This is a genomic window from Geomonas terrae, from assembly GCF_004791675.1.
GTDB lineage: Bacteria > Desulfobacterota > Desulfuromonadia > Geobacterales > Geobacteraceae > Geomonas > Geomonas edaphica.
The window spans coordinates 1,379,579-1,394,898 of the sequence record NZ_SRSC01000001.1; the positions used below are offsets into that span (position 1 = coordinate 1,379,579).

General features: G+C 60.8%; 19 protein-coding genes. All 19 read left to right on the plus strand.

Annotated features, from left to right (window positions below; translation table 11 throughout):
• The first annotated feature begins 128 nt into the window (after nt 1-128).
• The 19 genes from E4633_RS05855 (at nt 129) to E4633_RS05945 (ending at nt 15,317) form a co-directional block, all read left to right on the plus strand.
• A complete protein-coding gene (locus E4633_RS05855; protein WP_135869295.1) occupies nt 129-839 on the plus strand; it encodes a cytidylate kinase-like family protein in 711 nt (236 codons plus the stop codon).
• A 72-nt stretch (nt 840-911) separates the two neighbouring features.
• Nucleotides 912-1,367, plus strand: coding sequence for a peptide chain release factor family protein (locus tag E4633_RS05860; protein ID WP_407925447.1), 456 nt, complete (start codon nt 912-914; stop codon nt 1,365-1,367).
• Between the two features lie 359 nt (nt 1,368-1,726).
• Nucleotides 1,727-2,974, plus strand: a complete 1,248-nt coding sequence (gene rho, locus E4633_RS05865; RefSeq protein ID WP_135869296.1) for a transcription termination factor Rho — start codon at nt 1,727-1,729, stop codon at nt 2,972-2,974.
• A gap of 101 nt (nt 2,975-3,075) precedes the next feature.
• Nucleotides 3,076-3,279, plus strand: a complete 204-nt coding sequence (gene rpmE / locus E4633_RS05870; protein WP_129124746.1) for a 50S ribosomal protein L31 — start codon at nt 3,076-3,078, stop codon at nt 3,277-3,279.
• A gap of 112 nt (nt 3,280-3,391) precedes the next feature.
• A complete protein-coding gene (gene thyX / locus E4633_RS05875; RefSeq protein WP_135869297.1) occupies nt 3,392-4,081 on the plus strand; it encodes an FAD-dependent thymidylate synthase in 690 nt (229 codons plus the stop codon).
• A gap of 31 nt (nt 4,082-4,112) precedes the next feature.
• Nucleotides 4,113-5,018, plus strand: a complete 906-nt coding sequence (locus E4633_RS05880) for a DUF1385 domain-containing protein (protein ID WP_135869298.1) — start codon at nt 4,113-4,115, stop codon at nt 5,016-5,018.
• A 126-nt stretch (nt 5,019-5,144) separates the two neighbouring features.
• A complete protein-coding gene (gene prfA, locus E4633_RS05885; RefSeq protein WP_135869590.1) occupies nt 5,145-6,218 on the plus strand; it encodes a peptide chain release factor 1 in 1,074 nt (357 codons plus the stop codon).
• 71 nt (nt 6,219-6,289) lie between these two features.
• Nucleotides 6,290-7,159, plus strand: a complete 870-nt coding sequence (gene prmC / locus E4633_RS05890) for a peptide chain release factor N(5)-glutamine methyltransferase (protein ID WP_135869299.1) — start codon at nt 6,290-6,292, stop codon at nt 7,157-7,159.
• 27 nt (nt 7,160-7,186) lie between these two features.
• The gene (gene murA / locus E4633_RS05895) at nt 7,187-8,452 is read left to right on the plus strand and encodes a UDP-N-acetylglucosamine 1-carboxyvinyltransferase (protein WP_135869300.1); all 1,266 of its coding nucleotides are present in this window, start codon (nt 7,187-7,189) and stop codon (nt 8,450-8,452) included.
• Between the two features lie 104 nt (nt 8,453-8,556).
• Nucleotides 8,557-9,195, plus strand: a complete 639-nt coding sequence (hisG, locus tag E4633_RS05900; protein WP_129124741.1) for an ATP phosphoribosyltransferase — start codon at nt 8,557-8,559, stop codon at nt 9,193-9,195.
• Between the two features lie 35 nt (nt 9,196-9,230).
• A complete protein-coding gene (hisD, locus tag E4633_RS05905) occupies nt 9,231-10,520 on the plus strand; it encodes a histidinol dehydrogenase (protein WP_135869301.1) in 1,290 nt (429 codons plus the stop codon).
• A gap of 43 nt (nt 10,521-10,563) precedes the next feature.
• Nucleotides 10,564-11,151, plus strand: coding sequence for an imidazoleglycerol-phosphate dehydratase HisB (hisB, locus tag E4633_RS05910; protein WP_135869302.1), 588 nt, complete (start codon nt 10,564-10,566; stop codon nt 11,149-11,151).
• 12 nt (nt 11,152-11,163) lie between these two features.
• Nucleotides 11,164-11,787: an imidazole glycerol phosphate synthase subunit HisH gene (hisH, locus tag E4633_RS05915; protein WP_135869303.1), complete on the plus strand. Its 624-nt coding sequence runs from the start codon at nt 11,164-11,166 to the stop codon at nt 11,785-11,787.
• Nucleotides 11,788-11,970: 183 nt separating this feature from the next.
• Nucleotides 11,971-12,699, plus strand: a complete 729-nt coding sequence (gene hisA / locus E4633_RS05920) for a 1-(5-phosphoribosyl)-5-[(5-phosphoribosylamino)methylideneamino]imidazole-4-carboxamide isomerase (protein WP_135869304.1) — start codon at nt 11,971-11,973, stop codon at nt 12,697-12,699.
• Nucleotides 12,700-12,753: 54 nt separating this feature from the next.
• Nucleotides 12,754-13,512 (plus strand): imidazole glycerol phosphate synthase subunit HisF, encoded by a 759-nt coding sequence (hisF, locus tag E4633_RS05925; protein ID WP_135869305.1) that lies wholly within the window; start codon nt 12,754-12,756, stop codon nt 13,510-13,512.
• 19 nt (nt 13,513-13,531) lie between these two features.
• On the plus strand, nt 13,532-13,858 hold the full coding sequence (locus E4633_RS05930; RefSeq protein ID WP_135869306.1) for a phosphoribosyl-ATP diphosphatase: 327 nt from the start codon (nt 13,532-13,534) through the stop codon (nt 13,856-13,858).
• Between the two features lie 130 nt (nt 13,859-13,988).
• Complete coding sequence (gene rpsU, locus E4633_RS05935; protein ID WP_011940832.1) at nt 13,989-14,186, plus strand: 30S ribosomal protein S21; 198 nt, start codon at nt 13,989-13,991, stop codon at nt 14,184-14,186.
• A gap of 9 nt (nt 14,187-14,195) precedes the next feature.
• Entirely contained in the window at nt 14,196-14,639 is a 444-nt protein-coding gene (locus E4633_RS05940; RefSeq protein WP_129124734.1) for a GatB/YqeY domain-containing protein, read from the plus strand.
• 117 nt (nt 14,640-14,756) lie between these two features.
• Entirely contained in the window at nt 14,757-15,317 is a 561-nt protein-coding gene (locus E4633_RS05945) for a CvpA family protein (protein ID WP_246037924.1), read from the plus strand.
• Nucleotides 15,318-15,320 lie beyond the last annotated feature (3 nt).

The following is a 15,320-nucleotide window of genomic DNA, read 5'->3' on the forward strand; positions in this document are numbered from 1 at the left end:
AAAGCGGCGCTGCAGCAGTAACCCCGCGTATGCGCGGGAAAGAATGTCGCCGGGCGGTTGACTGGCGCGTAAAAAGGGGCCTAATTAGACATGTGGGGCCGGGGAATTAACCTGTACAGGAGGGTGCCATGTCCAAGAGCATTTTGATCCCGTCCATCGAGCAGAGGCTGCGCGGGCTGATGGAGGTGGGCCGGAGGAACCTGCATGAGCACGGCTTCGTGAACGTGGAGCGGAGCAACCCGACGGTCACCATCACCCGCGAGTTCGGCTGCGAGGGGTATCCGGTGGCGGAAAGGCTGCAAGCGCTTTTGGAGAGCCGCAGCGGCAAGCCCTGGCTGGTGATGGACCGCGCCCTGCTCGATGCGGTAGCGAAGGACCATAACCTCAACCAGGAGATCCTGGAGAACCTGGGGATGAAGAACCGCTTCCTCGACGACATGCTCTCGACCTTCTCGCAGCGCTGGAAGAGCGACAAGGACTATTACCGCCTGCTCTGCCGCCAGATCTTGGCGCTTGCCACCGAAGGAAACGTGATCCTGGTGGGGCGGGGTGCCTCGATCCTCACCCAGAACACCGGCAACTGTTACCACTTCCGGATCGTCGCCCCGATGAGCTTCAAGGTGAAATCGGTCGCCGCCCGCTGCGGCATTTCCGCGGACGAGGCCCAGGACAAGGTCCGGGATAAACAGCACCAGCGCGATGCCTTCCTGAAGGATTTCCTCGGGCGGGACATCACCGATCCGACCCTCTATCACCTCATCTTCAACAACAACCGGTTCACGGCGACGCAGATCGCCACCCTGATGGCCGACGTGGTGCTGCCGCCATCCGGCCGCTGAACTTCCGTCCACCCTGCAACATAACCCTGCGTCCACCAGACATCTTTGACTTCCCCTTTGCCTGACGCTATCATGCTCGGCGATTCGAAAGGGGAGGGGGGCAAGATGGCCGATTTCGCGGTGAGCGAGGAGAAAAACCGCTGGCTCAGGGAAAAGATGGAACAGCTCGGGGTTGCCGAGAAGGATCTGGAAGAGCGCTTCGTTCACGCCTCCGGGCGCGGCGGGCAGCACGTGAACAAGAGCTCTTCGTGCGTGTACATCAAACATCTCCCGACCGGCATCGAGGTCAAATGCATGGAGTCGCGCAGCCAGTCGCTGAACCGCTTCCTGGCCCGGCGCCTGCTTTTGGAGAAGCTGGAAGGTGCCGGTGGCGGCAAGACCAAGAAGGAGATGGCGGCGGAAAAACTGAAGCGGCAGAAAGCGCGCAGAAAACGTCGCGGCACCGCGAAATATGGCACCGATGCTGCAAATGAAGCGGAGATGGGGCCGGAAAGCGGGGAAGAGGCGTCAACCGGACAGGATCTGTGACAATAAATTGACCGCGTTACGGTCACAGAACGCCCTGCTGTTTCTTGCTCCGTTCGTCTGATTTTCCCTTTAAAGCTTCTAAAAATAAAGTTGACAAGGTAATGAGGACAAGGGTATAAATTTCCATTATCCTCAATAAGACCTTTAGCAGACACCTTGAATACCCCAAACTTTCTCATACCGAACCGGCTCGACACCTCTAGAGTAAACCAGGGTTAATAATTCACAGATCCTTTACACGTTAGCGCTCATCAGGCACACCTCGCATGTACATCCATGCCGTTTCGGTGCGACATCCCCGTGCTTTCCATTCAGGCGAACGCCGTTAGCTCTACATTTGCGTCATATCAGGAGAACAGATGAACCTACAGGAACTTAAAGAAAAGAAAATCAACGATCTCACGGCCATTGCCAAGGCGTTGAACATCGAGGGGGCTTCGAGTCTCAGGAAGCAGGACCTGATCTTCGCCATCCTCAACGCCCAGACCGAGAAGAACGGCATGATCTTCGGCGAGGGGGTCCTCGAGACCCTGCCTGACGGGTTCGGTTTCCTGAGGGCGCCGGATTACAACTACCTGCCGGGGCCGGACGACATCTACGTTTCGCCGTCCCAGATCCGCCGCTTCAACCTGCACACCGGCGACACCGTTGCCGGCCAGATCAGGCCGCCGAAGGAAGGCGAGCGCTACTTCGCGCTCCTCAAGGTCGAGACCGTCAACCACGAGTCTCCCGAGGTCGCCCGCGACAAGATCCTCTTCGACAACCTGACCCCGCTCTACCCGGAAGAGAAGCTCATCCTCGAGACCACCCCGGACAACATGTCGAGCCGCGTCATGGAACTGGTCGCGCCGATCGGCAAGGGGCAGAGGGGGCTCATCGTCGCTCCGCCGCGCACCGGCAAGACGATGCTCATCCAGAACATCGCGAACTCGATCGCGCTGAACCACCCCGAGGTGTTCCTGATCGTCCTCCTGATCGACGAGCGGCCGGAAGAGGTTACCGACATGCAGCGCTCGGTTAAGGGCGAGGTCATCTCCTCCACCTTCGACGAGCCGGCCTCCCGTCACATCCAGGTTGCCGAGATGGTCATCGAGAAGGCGAAGCGTCTCGTCGAGCACAAGCGCGACGTCGTCATCCTGCTCGACTCGATCACCCGTCTGGCGCGTGCCTACAACACCGTGATCCCGCCGTCCGGCAAGATCCTCTCCGGTGGTGTTGACTCGAACGCACTGCATAAGCCGAAGCGCTTCTTCGGCGCCGCCCGCAACATCGAGGAAGGTGGCTCGCTCACCATCATCGCAACCGCCCTGGTCGATACCGGCTCCAAGATGGACGAGGTCATCTTCGAGGAGTTCAAGGGCACCGGCAACATGGAGCTGCACCTGGACAGAAAGCTCGTCGAGAAGAGGACCTTCCCCGCGATCGATATCAACAAGTCGGGGACCAGGAAGGAAGAACTCCTCATCCCGCAGGCCTCCCTGAACCGCATCTGGATCCTCAGGAAGGTGCTGCACCCGATGAACGTGGTCGACTCCATGGAGTTCCTGATCTCGAAGCTGCAGGGGACCAAGACGAACCAGGCCTTCCTCGATTCCATGAGCAAGTAAAAAACTATTGAAATTTTGCGGGAGAGGTGCTATTTATGGCTACTTTCCGGCAATACCTATCAAGCTAGATAACGGGGTGCGTCCCCGCGAGGAGGAAGATAATGAAAGAAGGGATCCACCCCAAGTACGAAGAAATTACCGTAAAGTGCCTGTGCGGTAACGAGTTTCAGACCCGTTCCACCAAGGCTGAGATCAGCACCGAGATCTGCTCACAGTGCCATCCGTTCTACACCGGCAAGCAGAAGCTGATCGACACCGCCGGCCGCGTCGAGCGCTTCCGCAAGAGATACAACCTGGAAAAGTAGATGCTTTCGCGTTTGCGAATCCGTTCGGAGGGGATTTTGTCACATGGCGAAATCCCCTTGTTTCGTTTTCTATGACACGATTGCACAACCTGTTGTCTTTTGAAGGATCTTCATGAAGGTTGCCCTTCTGCAACACACCCCCGAGCCCGAGTTGACCATCGCCTTGGCGGCCCGGCTCTGCTATTCGTCGGCAGATATCGAGGCGCTCAAGGAGAAGCTTTCCGGCGCTGACGTAAAAAAATTCCTGGACAAGATCATGTCGCTTGGGCACCAGTCGGTGCTGGAGCACGCCTCGTTCACCTTCGGCGTGGACGGGATCTCGCGCGTCACCAGCCATCAGCTGGTGCGGCACCGGGTTGCCTCCTTTTCCCAGCAGTCCCAGCGCTACGTCTCCCACAAGGAGCGTTTCGCGGTCGTGACCCCCGATTCCATCGCCGGCAACCCCGAGCACCTGAGACTTTTCGAAGCGCAGGTGGCCGCGGTGCATGCAGCCTATGCCGCGCTGGTAGAGGCGGGTGTTCCGGCGGAGGATGCGCGTTACCTGCTCCCGAACGCGACCGAGACCAAGATCATCATCACCATGAACGCCAGGGAGCTTCTGCACTTCTTCGCGGTGCGCTGCTGCGAAAGGGCGCAGTGGGAGATCCGCGCCATGGCGATCGAAATGCTCCGGCTGGTGAAGCCGGTGGCGCCTACCGTCTTCGAGAAGGCCGGTCCCGGCTGCCTTGGTGGCCCCTGCCCCGAAGGCGCCATGTGCTGCGGGAAGATGGCACAAGTCAGAGAGTTTTTCCGGGAAATGTAGTTTTCCTTCGTTTCAACACACGAGGTAACACGTGTCAAAGATCAACATTGGCGGACAGGCGGTTCTGGAAGGTGTCATGATGCGGGCTCCGCGCTCGCTGGCCATTGCGGTACGGCGCCCCGACGGCGACATATCCGTTAAGAGCGAAACGGTGATCCCGCTCTCCGAGCGGTACCCCATCACCAAGCTCCCCATCGTGCGCGGCGCGGTGGCGCTCTTCTCGTCGCTGGCTACCGGCATCAAGGCGCTCAACTTCTCCGCGAACGAGGCGCTTGCCGAGGGTGAGGAGAAGGAAGAGATCAACAACTGGGCCATCGCCGGCACCATGGGTGCTGCCTTCGGCTTCGGCATCCTGCTGTTCTTCATCCTCCCGCTCTACCTCACAAAGCTGCTCGTTCCGGTCATCGGCGACTCGAACATCGTCTTCAACCTGGTCGACGGCGTGATCCGCGTTGCCGTGTTCCTCATCTACATCGTCGGCATATCGAGGATGAAGGACATCCAGCGGGTGTTCCAGTACCACGGCGCCGAGCACAAATCGATCTTCACCTTCGAGGCGGGCGAGGAACTCACCGTCGAGAACGTGCGCAAGTACAGCTGCCTCCACCCGCGTTGCGGCACGAGTTTTCTTCTCATCGTCATGCTGGTCAGCATCGTGGTGTTCTCCCTGATCCCGAAGCTCTGGCCGTTTTATTTCAAGGCCGGTTCGAGGATCGTCCTGCTGCCGATGATCGCCGGGCTTTCCTACGAGGTCCTCAGGTGGACCGCGAAGCACGATAACCACCCGCTGGTGAAGATGATCATCGCGCCGGGGCTTGCCCTGCAGCGCCTGACCACCCGCGAGCCGGACGACAGCCAGATCGAGGTTGCCATCAAGTCCATGCAGGTGGCGCTCGAGCTGAACGGCGGCCACAAGGACGACCGGCTGGTCGTTTAACTTAATAAAACACGTTCTATGTTCTGCGTTCTACGTTCTACGTTGGGAGCCCTAGACATAACTGTCTGCTTTTAACGTAGAACGTAGAACTTAGAACGTAGAACCTCTTTGAGGTTTTAGATGTCCATCTTTGACAAAATCGCAGATCTTGAAGTCCGTTTCGAGGAGCTCGAGTCGCTCCTTTCCGACCCTGAGGTGCTGGCGAACCAGGCCGAGTTCCGCAAGCTCTCCAAGGAGCACTCCGGCCTCGCCGAGCTGATCACCGCCTACCGCGAGTACAAGAAGGTGCTTGCCGACATCGAGGGGAACAAGGAACTCCTTAAGGAGCCGGACCAGGAGATGCGCGAGATGGCCCAGGCCGAACTGCAGAGCCTCGAAGAGCGCCGCGAGCAGTTGGAAAGCGAGATCAAGGTCCTGCTGCTTCCGAAAGACCCCAACGACGACAAGAGCGTCGTTCTCGAGATCCGTGCCGGTACCGGCGGTGACGAGTCCGCCCTCTTTGCCGGCGACCTCTTCCGCATGTACAGCCGCTTCGCCGAAACCAACCGCTGGAAAGTCGAGATCATCTCCGCCTCCGAGTCCGAGCGCGGGGGCTTCAAAGAGGTCATCGCGCTCGTCGAGGGGGATGGCGTCTTCGCAAAACTGAAATACGAGTCCGGCACCCACCGCGTGCAGCGCGTTCCCGAGACCGAGGCGCAGGGGCGCATCCACACGAGCGCCTGCACCGTCGCGGTCATGCCCGAGGCCGAGGACATCGATATCGACATCAACCCCACCGATCTGAAGATCGACGTGTACCGCTCCTCAGGAGCCGGTGGGCAGCACGTCAACACCACCGACTCCGCGGTCAGGATCACCCACCTCCCGACCGGCACCGTGGTGGCCTGCCAGGAAGAGCGCAGCCAGATCAAGAACCGCGCGAAGGCCATGAAGGTGTTGAAGTCCAGGATCCTGGACAACATCCAGATGGAGCAGAACGCGAAGCTTGCCGCCGACAGGAAGAGCCAGGTAGGCAGCGGCGACCGCAGCGAACGCATCAGGACCTACAACTTCCCGCAGGGGCGCATGACCGATCATCGCATCGGACTCACCCTTTACCGTCTCGACTCCATCATGGCCGGTGACATCACCGAGATCGCCAATGCCCTGCGTGCCCATTACCAGATGGAAGCCCTGCAAGCACAGAGCGAAGGGATGTAACTAAGCCGTTCACGGCCCCCTTGAGTCCGCCGGCCTCACCGGTCCACCAGGTCCACAACAAGCAGGTTGCCATGACCACCAACCCAGAAAAATGGGATGTCCTCAAGGTTCTCAACTGGACCAAGGGGTACCTTGCCGAAAAAGGCGTTGAGAACCCGCGCCTTGATGCGGAGTGGATGCTCTGCGACGCACTTTCCCTGGACCGGGTCGGCCTCTACCTCAACTTCGACAAGCCCCTGTCCGACGCCGAACTCACCGCCTACCGTGGTATGGTGGCGCGGCGCGGCAAGCGCGAGCCCCTGCAGTACATCCTCGGGACCCAGGAGTTCATGGGCCTCGAGTTCCGCGTCACCCCGGCGGTACTGATCCCGCGTCACGACACCGAAGTCCTGGTGACCGAGGCGATCGCGAGGGGAGGAGCCGCTGCAAGCATCCTCGACATCGGCACCGGGAGCGGCTGCGTTGCCGTCGCGCTCGCGAAAGCGCTGCCGCAATGCGAGGTGAACAGCGTCGACGTCTCCGGCGAGGCCCTCGAGGTTGCCCGTGGCAACGCCGAGGCCAACGGCACCGCGGTGCAATTTTTTGAGGGCTCCCTGTTTGAACCGTTTGCCGGACGCCGCTTCGACATGGTAGTATCCAACCCGCCTTACATCCCCAACCACGAAATGGCGACATTGCAGCCCGAGGTACGCGGCTTCGAACCGGCCGGAGCGCTCGACGGAGGGGCCGACGGCCTCGACTTTTACCGCAGCATCGTAGGCGCAGCCCCCGAACACCTGAACGCCGCAGGCTGGCTCATCTTCGAGGTGGGTGCCGGTCAGGCCCCGCAGGTTCTTGGCCTTTTGAAGGCAGGCGGCTTCACCGAGGAGACTTTCACGCAGACCGATCCCGCCGGTATCGAGCGGGTCGTCGGCGGCAGGCTGACAGGCCGGACCGCCTAATAAACGAAGAAACAGACAGAGGTAACAGTGGAAAAACTGGTAATCAAAGGTGGCAACAAACTCTCCGGAGAAGTGACCGTCAGCGGGTCGAAGAACGCCGCCCTCCCCATATTCATCTCGACCATCCTGGCACCCGGGTGCCATACCATCAGCAACGTCCCCTTCCTGAGGGATATCAACACCACCATCAAGGTGCTCGAGAAACTCGGTGCCAGGGTCGACGGCCGCGGCAACGTGGTGAAGATCGACACCACCGACCTGAACAGCTGGGAGGCCACCTACGACCTGGTGCGCACCATGCGTGCCTCCGTCCTGGTGCTCGGACCGCTCCTCGCCCGTTTCGGCCAGGCCCGCGTGTCGCTCCCCGGCGGCTGCGCCATCGGCGCCCGCCCCATCAACCTGCACCTGAAGGGTCTCGCCGCGCTTGGTGCGGAGATCACCCTCGAGCACGGCTACGTCGAGGCGAAGGCCAAGAAGCTCAAAGGCGCCCGCATCAACTTCGACATCTCCACCGTCGGCGGCACCGAGCAGCTCTTGATGGCCGCCGCCACCGCCCAGGGGGAGACCATCCTCGAGAACGCCGCGCGCGAGCCGGAGATCGTCGATCTCGCCGAAATTCTCACCAAGATGGGCGCCAACATCGAGGGCGCCGGCACCGACACCATCAGGATCAAGGGTGTCGAGCAGTTGACCGCGGCCGAGCATGCCGTGATGCCGGACCGCATCGAGGCCGGGACCTTCATGATCGCCTCGGCCATCACCGGCGGCGACATCAAGATCAAGAACATGCGTCTGGAGCATCTGGACGCCCTGACCTTCAAGCTGCAGGACGCCGGCGTCGAGATCACCAACAAGGACAACGTGGTTCGCGTCAAAGGGCCCAAGAAGATCAGGAATGTCAACATCAAGACCCGTCCGTACCCGGGCTTCCCGACCGACATGCAGGCCCAGTTCATGGCCCTCATGTGCATCGCCGAAGGCGCCAGCGTGATCTCGGAGAACATCTTCGAGAACCGCTTCATGCACGTCTCCGAGCTGCTGCGTTTCGGCGCGGACATCATCTGCGAGGGGAACAGCGCCACCGTGAAAGGCGTCAAGAAGCTTTCCGGCGCGCCCGTCATGGCGACCGACCTGAGGGCATCCGCCTCGTTGATCCTGGCCGCCCTTGCCGCCGACAACACCAGCGAGATCTCGAGGATCTACCATCTGGACCGCGGTTACGAGAACATCGAGAAGAAGCTCGCCGCCCTCGGCGCCGACATCGTCCGCGTCCCGGACACCGAAGGTCCCTAGTTCGGAAGGGGGCATCCGCCCCCAAGCCTCAAGGCCCCGTGCCGCCGGCTCCAGGTTCATCAGGTCCACAGTTTTAAATGCCATGCTCCACCGGAGTTTTTAAAATGACCGATTACGTCACCATAGCCATCCCCAAAGGCCGCATCCTTCAGGACTCCGTTGCCCTCTTCAAGAAGATCGGCATCGACTGCGAAGAGCTTCTCTCCGACACCCGTAAACTCGTCTTCGTGAACCACGAGCAGAAGATGCGTTACATGATCGTCCGCGCGACCGACGTTCCCACCTACGTCGAGTACGGCTGCGCCGATCTCGGCATCGTCGGCAAGGACACGCTGATGGAGGCCGAAAAGGATCTGTACGAACCGCTCGACCTGAAGTTCGGCTACTGCCGCCTGATGGTTGCCGAGCCGGTGGAACTCTCCAGCAAGGACGATCCCGCCGCCTGGAACAACATCAGGATCGCCACCAAGTACCCGAACGTCACCGAGAAGTATTTCGCGGCGAAGGGGGTGCAGGTCGAGCTGATCAAGCTCTACGGCTCCATCGAGCTGGCGCCGCTCGTCGGACTTTCCGAGCGCATCGTCGACCTCGTTTCCACCGGAGAGACGCTGAAGCAAAACGGCCTGGCCGAGATCGAGACCATCGCCGAGATCACCTGCCGCCTCATCGTCAACCGGGCGAGCCTCAAGACCAAGCACGAGCGCATCTCCAAGATCATCGAAGGGCTCGAGCAGCACATCTAATTATTTTTCAATGCCATGATTTGCGAGGTTTAAAGATGCAGTTCCTCGACATTAGGGAAGCAGGTTTTCAGGCGAAGTTCGACGCCATCGTCGAGCGCGGCGAGGAATCGGGCCGCGAGGTGGAAGAGGTGGTGCTCGGCATCATCTCGGACGTGCGCAAACGCGGCGACGCGGCGCTCCTCGAGTACACGCATCGCTTCGACCGCCTGGAGTGCGACGCCGCCGGTCTCGAGATCACCGGAGCCGAGTTCGAAAAGGCCTTCGCGCAGGTCGACGAAAAAGACCTCGCTGCGCTGAAGGTTGCCGTCGAGCGGGTCGCCCGCTTCCACGAAAAGCAGAAGCAGCAGACCTGGCTTTCCACCGAGGAAACCGACATCATGCTCGGCCAGAAGGTGACCCCGCTCGCGAAGGTCGGCATCTACGTCCCGGGCGGCAAGGCCTGTTACCCCTCCAGCGTCATCATGAACGCGGTCCCCGCGAAGGTCGCCGGTGTCGGCGAGATCGTCATGGTCGTCCCCACTCCGGGGGGCGAAACGAACCCGCACGTCCTGGTGGCCGCCAAACTCGCTGGCGTCGACCGCGTCTTCCGCATCGGCGGCGCACAGGCCGTCGCAGCACTCGCCTACGGCACCGCCACCGTCCCCAGGGTCGACAAGATCACCGGTCCGGGCAACATCTACGTCGCCACCGCCAAGAAGCTCGTCTTCGGCCAGGTCGGCATCGACATGATCGCGGGCCCGAGCGAGATCCTCGTCATCAACGACGGCAGCGGCAACCCGGTCCACATTGCCGCCGACCTCCTTTCCCAGGCCGAGCACGACGAACTCGCCTCCTCGGTGCTCATCACCACGGACCGCTCCTTCGGCGAGAAGGTGGCAGCCGAGGTGGAGCGCCAGTTGAAGGAACTCTCCCGCGAGGCGATCGCCCGCAAGTCCTGGGAGTCCTTTGGCGTCATCATCGTGGCTGGCAACCTCGAGGAGGCCGTCGCCTTCTCCAACCGCATCGCGCCCGAACACCTGGAGCTTGCCGTGGAGAACCCCTTCGAGGTGATGCCGCTCATCACCAACGCGGGCGCCATCTTCATGGGGCACTACACCCCCGAGGCCTCGGGCGATTACCTTGCCGGCCCCAATCACACCCTCCCCACCGGCGGCACCGCGCGCTTCTTCTCGCCCCTTTCCGTGGACGACTTCGTGAAGAAAAGCTCCCTTATCTACTTCACCAAGGGTGGCTTGAAACGAGTCGGCGAGGACGTGGTCAGGATCGCCAAGCTGGAAGGGCTCGACGCCCACGGCAGGTCGGTCAGCTTCAGGCTCGAAGACTGATTTTCAATTCATTGCAGCTTTGACATTCATGCAAGGAGGCGGCATGGCTAGATCGGCAAGTATCGAACGGATCACCAGGGAGACACAGATCAAGCTCTCCCTCGAAATCGACGGCAAGGGCGAGGCGCAGGTCTGCACTTCGGTTCCCTTCCTGGATCACATGCTGGACCTCTTCGCCAGGCACGGCCTCTTCAACCTGAAGGTCGAAGCCCACGGCGACATCGACATCGACTTCCACCACACCGTCGAGGATATCGGCATCGTGCTCGGCAGCGCCTTCAAGGAGGCACTCGGCGACAAGTGCGGCATCCGCCGTTACGGCCAGGCCACCGTTCCGATGGACGAGACCCTGGCGAGCGTCGCCACCGACCTCTCCGGCCGTCCCTACCTGGTCTACAACGTCGACCTTCCCAAGGTGAAGATCGGCGACTTCGACGTCGAGCTGGTACGCGAGTTCTTCCAGGCCTTCGTGAACCACTGCGGCGCGAACCTCCACTTGAACGTGATGTACGGCGACAACGTGCACCACATCGTCGAGGCCTGCTTCAAGGCCGCCGCCCGCGCCCTCGATATGGCCACCCAGATGGACTCCCGTATCGAAGGGGTCATGTCCACCAAGGGCAAGCTTTAAGGAAGGAACGAGATGATCGCGATCATAGATTACGGCATGGGGAATCTCCGCTCCGTGCAGAAGGGGTTTGAGAAGGTCGGCTGCGATGCCGTCGTCACCTCCGACCCCAAAGTGCTCCTGGACGCCGAGCGCGTCGTGCTTCCGGGTGTGGGCGCATTCCGCGACTGCATCAGGAACCTCGAGGAGGGGGGCTTCGTCGAGCCGATCCTCAAGGTCATCAAGGAAGGAAAGCCCTTCCTCGGCATCTGCCTTGGGCTGCAGCTTCTCTTCACCGAGAGCGAGGAGTTCGGCATCCACAAGGGGCTGAACGTCATCCCCGGCAAGGTGCTCCGCTTCCCCGAAGGGATGCAAGAAGCCGGCGAGGAGCTGAAGGTCCCGCACATGGGGTGGAACCAGCTCGACGTAAAGCGTCCCTCCCCGCTCTTCAACGGGATCGACAGCGGTTCCAACGTCTACTTCGTGCACTCCTACTACGTGAAGCCCGAGGACGAGAGCGTCGTCGCTGCGACCACCAACTACGGCATCGACTTCTGCGCCGCCATCTGGCGCGACAACGTCGTCGCCGCCCAGTTCCACCCCGAGAAGTCGCAGGATAAGGGGCTCGCGATGCTGAAGAACTTCGCGGCGATGAAGTAGTCTCCTGCTCCGCTGGTGGGCTTGTCCCCCCTCGCCCTACGGGAGAGGGGCGGGGGTGAGGGCGCAGCAATCTGCAACAATGTCGCTTCGTGGCAACGCCCTCACCCGGCCTTCGGCCACCCTCCCCGGGGAGGGGAGGGATTAGACGGCGAGTGAATATTGAAATATCGATGAGGAATTGAAATGATCATTATTCCGGCAATAGATCTGAAAAACGGCTGCTGCGTTCGTCTTGAGCAGGGGCTGATGGAGAAGGACACCGTTTTCAACGACGATCCGGGTGCGCAGGCGGCCGAGTGGCAGCGCCAGGGCGGCGAGATCCTCCACATCGTCGACTTGGACGGCGCCTTCGCCGGCGAGCCGAAGAACCGCTCCGCCATCGAGTCCATCGTCAAATCCGTCACCATCCCGACCCAGTTGGGCGGCGGCATCCGCGACATAGCCACCATCGAAGCCTACCTTTCCCTCGGCATCGGCCGGGTCATCATCGGCACCGCGGCACAGCGCAATCCCGCCTTCGTAAAAGAGGCATGCGCCAAGTTCCCCGGTAAGATCGTGGTCGGCATCGACGCCAAGAACGGCATGGTAGCGGTGCAGGGGTGGGCCGAGGTAACCGGCATCACCGCAACCGAGCTCGCCAGGCAGTTCGAGGGTGACGGCGTCTCCGCCATCATCTACACCGACATCAGCCGCGACGGCATGATGCAGGGACCGAACATCGAGGCGACCAAGGCGCTGGCCGAGTCGATCAACATCCCGGTGATCGCTTCCGGCGGCCTTTCCTCCTTAAAGGACATCGAGAACCTCATCGCCATCGAGTCCTCCGGCGTCACCGGCGTCATCACCGGCAAGGCCATCTATTCCGGCGCCATCAACCTCGCGGAAGCCATCGCGCTGACCAAGAGGCGGTAACCACCCCTACCCCCGCCCGCAAGGGGAGGGGGAATAAGTTATCCGGAGTTCCAGATGCTGACTAAGAGAATCATCCCCTGCCTTGACGTGAAGGGTGGGCGGGTAGTGAAAGGGGTCCAGTTCCTCGGCCTGCGCGACGCGGGGGACCCGGTCGAGATCGCCGAGCTTTACGACCAGCAGGGCGCCGACGAGCTCACCTTCCTCGACATCACCGCTTCCTCGGACGAGCGCGACATCATCATCGACGTGGTGCGCCGCACCGCGGAGCGCGTCTTCATGCCGCTCACCGTCGGCGGCGGGGTGCGCACCGTGGACGACATCCGGCGCCTTCTGAACGCCGGTGCCGACAAGGTCTCCATCAACACGGCGGCGGTACACCGTCCCGAGTTCGTGAACGAGGCGGCGGAGAAGTTCGGTTCGCAGTGCACCGTGGTCGCCATCGACGCGCGCTCCAAGGCCAACGGCGGCTGGGAAGTCTACACCCACGGCGGCCGTAACCCGACCGGCATCGACGCGGTCGAGTGGGCGCAGCGCATGGAAGAGCTCGGTGCCGGAGAGATCCTCCTCACCAGCATGGATCGCGACGGCACGAAGGACGGCTACGACCTGCCGCTCACCCGCGCCGTGGTCGATGCGGTCAGCATCCCGGTGATCGCATCCGGCGGTGTCGGCGGGCTTTCGCATCTCTACGACGGCTTCACCGAAGCGGGTGCTAGCGCCTGCCTTGCCGCCTCCATCTTCCACTACCGCGAGTACACCATCGAAGAGGCGAAGACCTACCTCCGCGGCCGCGGCGTCCCGGTAAGGCTCTAGATTCCCACAGGAGTAAAAGATGCAAGATCCCAAAGACGACATCATCGCCGCGGTCTACCGCGTCATCCAGGAGAGGAAGGCTAACCCGAGTGAGAACTCCTACACGGCGAGCCTCATGGCCAAGGGGATCGACAAGATCCTCAAGAAGCTTGGCGAGGAAGCGACCGAGGTGGTCATCGCAGGCAAGGGGGGCAAGCGCGAGGAGATCGTCTACGAGACCGCCGACCTTATCTTCCACAGCCTCGTTCTGCTCGGCTTCTATGACATAGATCCGGAAGAGGTGTACTCAGAGCTGAGGCGTCGCTTCGGCATGTCCGGCATAGAAGAGAAAAACTCCCGCGGATAACTGTTCCACACTGGCACAATTGCCTTGACAAAAAAGACGGCAATGGTATATTGCTGGTTCCTTGAATATTGTCTGCCGGCCCGTACCCACAAAGTTTGTAAATCTTGCTAGAGAAGGGGGGGGAATATGAATGCCGGGAGTAAAGGTAAAAGAAGCTGAACCGTTTGAGCTTGCACTGAAGAAATTCAAAAAGCAGTGTGAAAAAGCCGGGATCCTTTCTGAGGTCCGTAAAAGAGAGCACTACGAGAAGCCGAGCATCAAGAAGAAGAAAAAGGCTATCGCTGCTCGCAAACGCGCTCTGAAAAAACAGCGCAAGATGGTCGACTAAGAGGGTTTCATGCAACTGAGGGAGAGACTTAACGCGGAACTGAAGGAGGCGATGAAAAGTCGCGACACCCTGCGTTTATCAACGATCCGCATGGTACTCTCCTCGGTGAAAAACCGCGACATCGAACTCAGGCGTGAACTGAACGATAGCGAGATCACCGAAACCATCGTTACCCTCTGCAAGCAGCGCAGGGAATCCATCCGACTCTTTAAGGAAGCAGGCAGGCAGGAGTTGGTGGATAAAGAGGAAGCGGAGCTCGCGCTCCTTATGGGCTACCTCCCCCAGCAGCTGACACGGGAAGAGCTGGAAGCCCTGGTGATGAAAGTCATCGCGGAAGTCGGCGCTACCGGCGGCAAGGATATGGGCAAGGTCATGAAGACCATCCAGCCCCAGGTCGCCGGCCGTGCAGATGGTAAATTGGTGAGCGAAGTTGTGAAGGAAAAACTCGCGTGAAAAGAATCCCCGGGACTCGTTCCCGGGGGGACTTCAGCGGGTTCGGATGTCATGAGTAGGGGCGAATCGCAGCGATTCCCCCTTCTTTTGCTTTGTGGCTGCTGACCAGGTGTTTGCATGATCCTTCTCGACATCCTTATCTGGGTCGTACTGATTTTCTTCGTGGCAAAGGGATTCTCTAAGGGGCTGGTCCGCGAGGCCTGTTCCCTGTTGGGGCTCGTCACGGGCGGCTGGGCCGCCTTCCGATACTATTCCTCTCTCAGTCTGGGGATCAGGCATTTCATCAACCTCCCCCCGCAGGTGGCGCAGCCGCTGGCGTTCCTCCTCATCTTCATGCTGCTCGGCATGCTCTTCTATTTCCTCGGGCATCTGCTAACCGTCGTCCTCAAGGTCATGCTCCTGGGCGGGATCAACCGGGCCGGCGGCATCGTGTTCGGCTTCCTGCAGGGAGGCTTCATCCTCTGCGTGATCCTGTACCTCGCCACGACGAAGCCGATGCCGGAGAAGGTGAAGGTGTGGATCGGAAGCTCGAAGACCGCAGCCGCCTTCGCCACGACGGGAGCGGACATAGCGGCAGGCTGGGAAGGTGCCGTGGCGAGAAACACCGCGGATAAGGCTAAAGAAAACGGGAGCGCGACATCCGGAGCGCAGGCCTCGCACGGAGCGCATAAGAAATAAAGG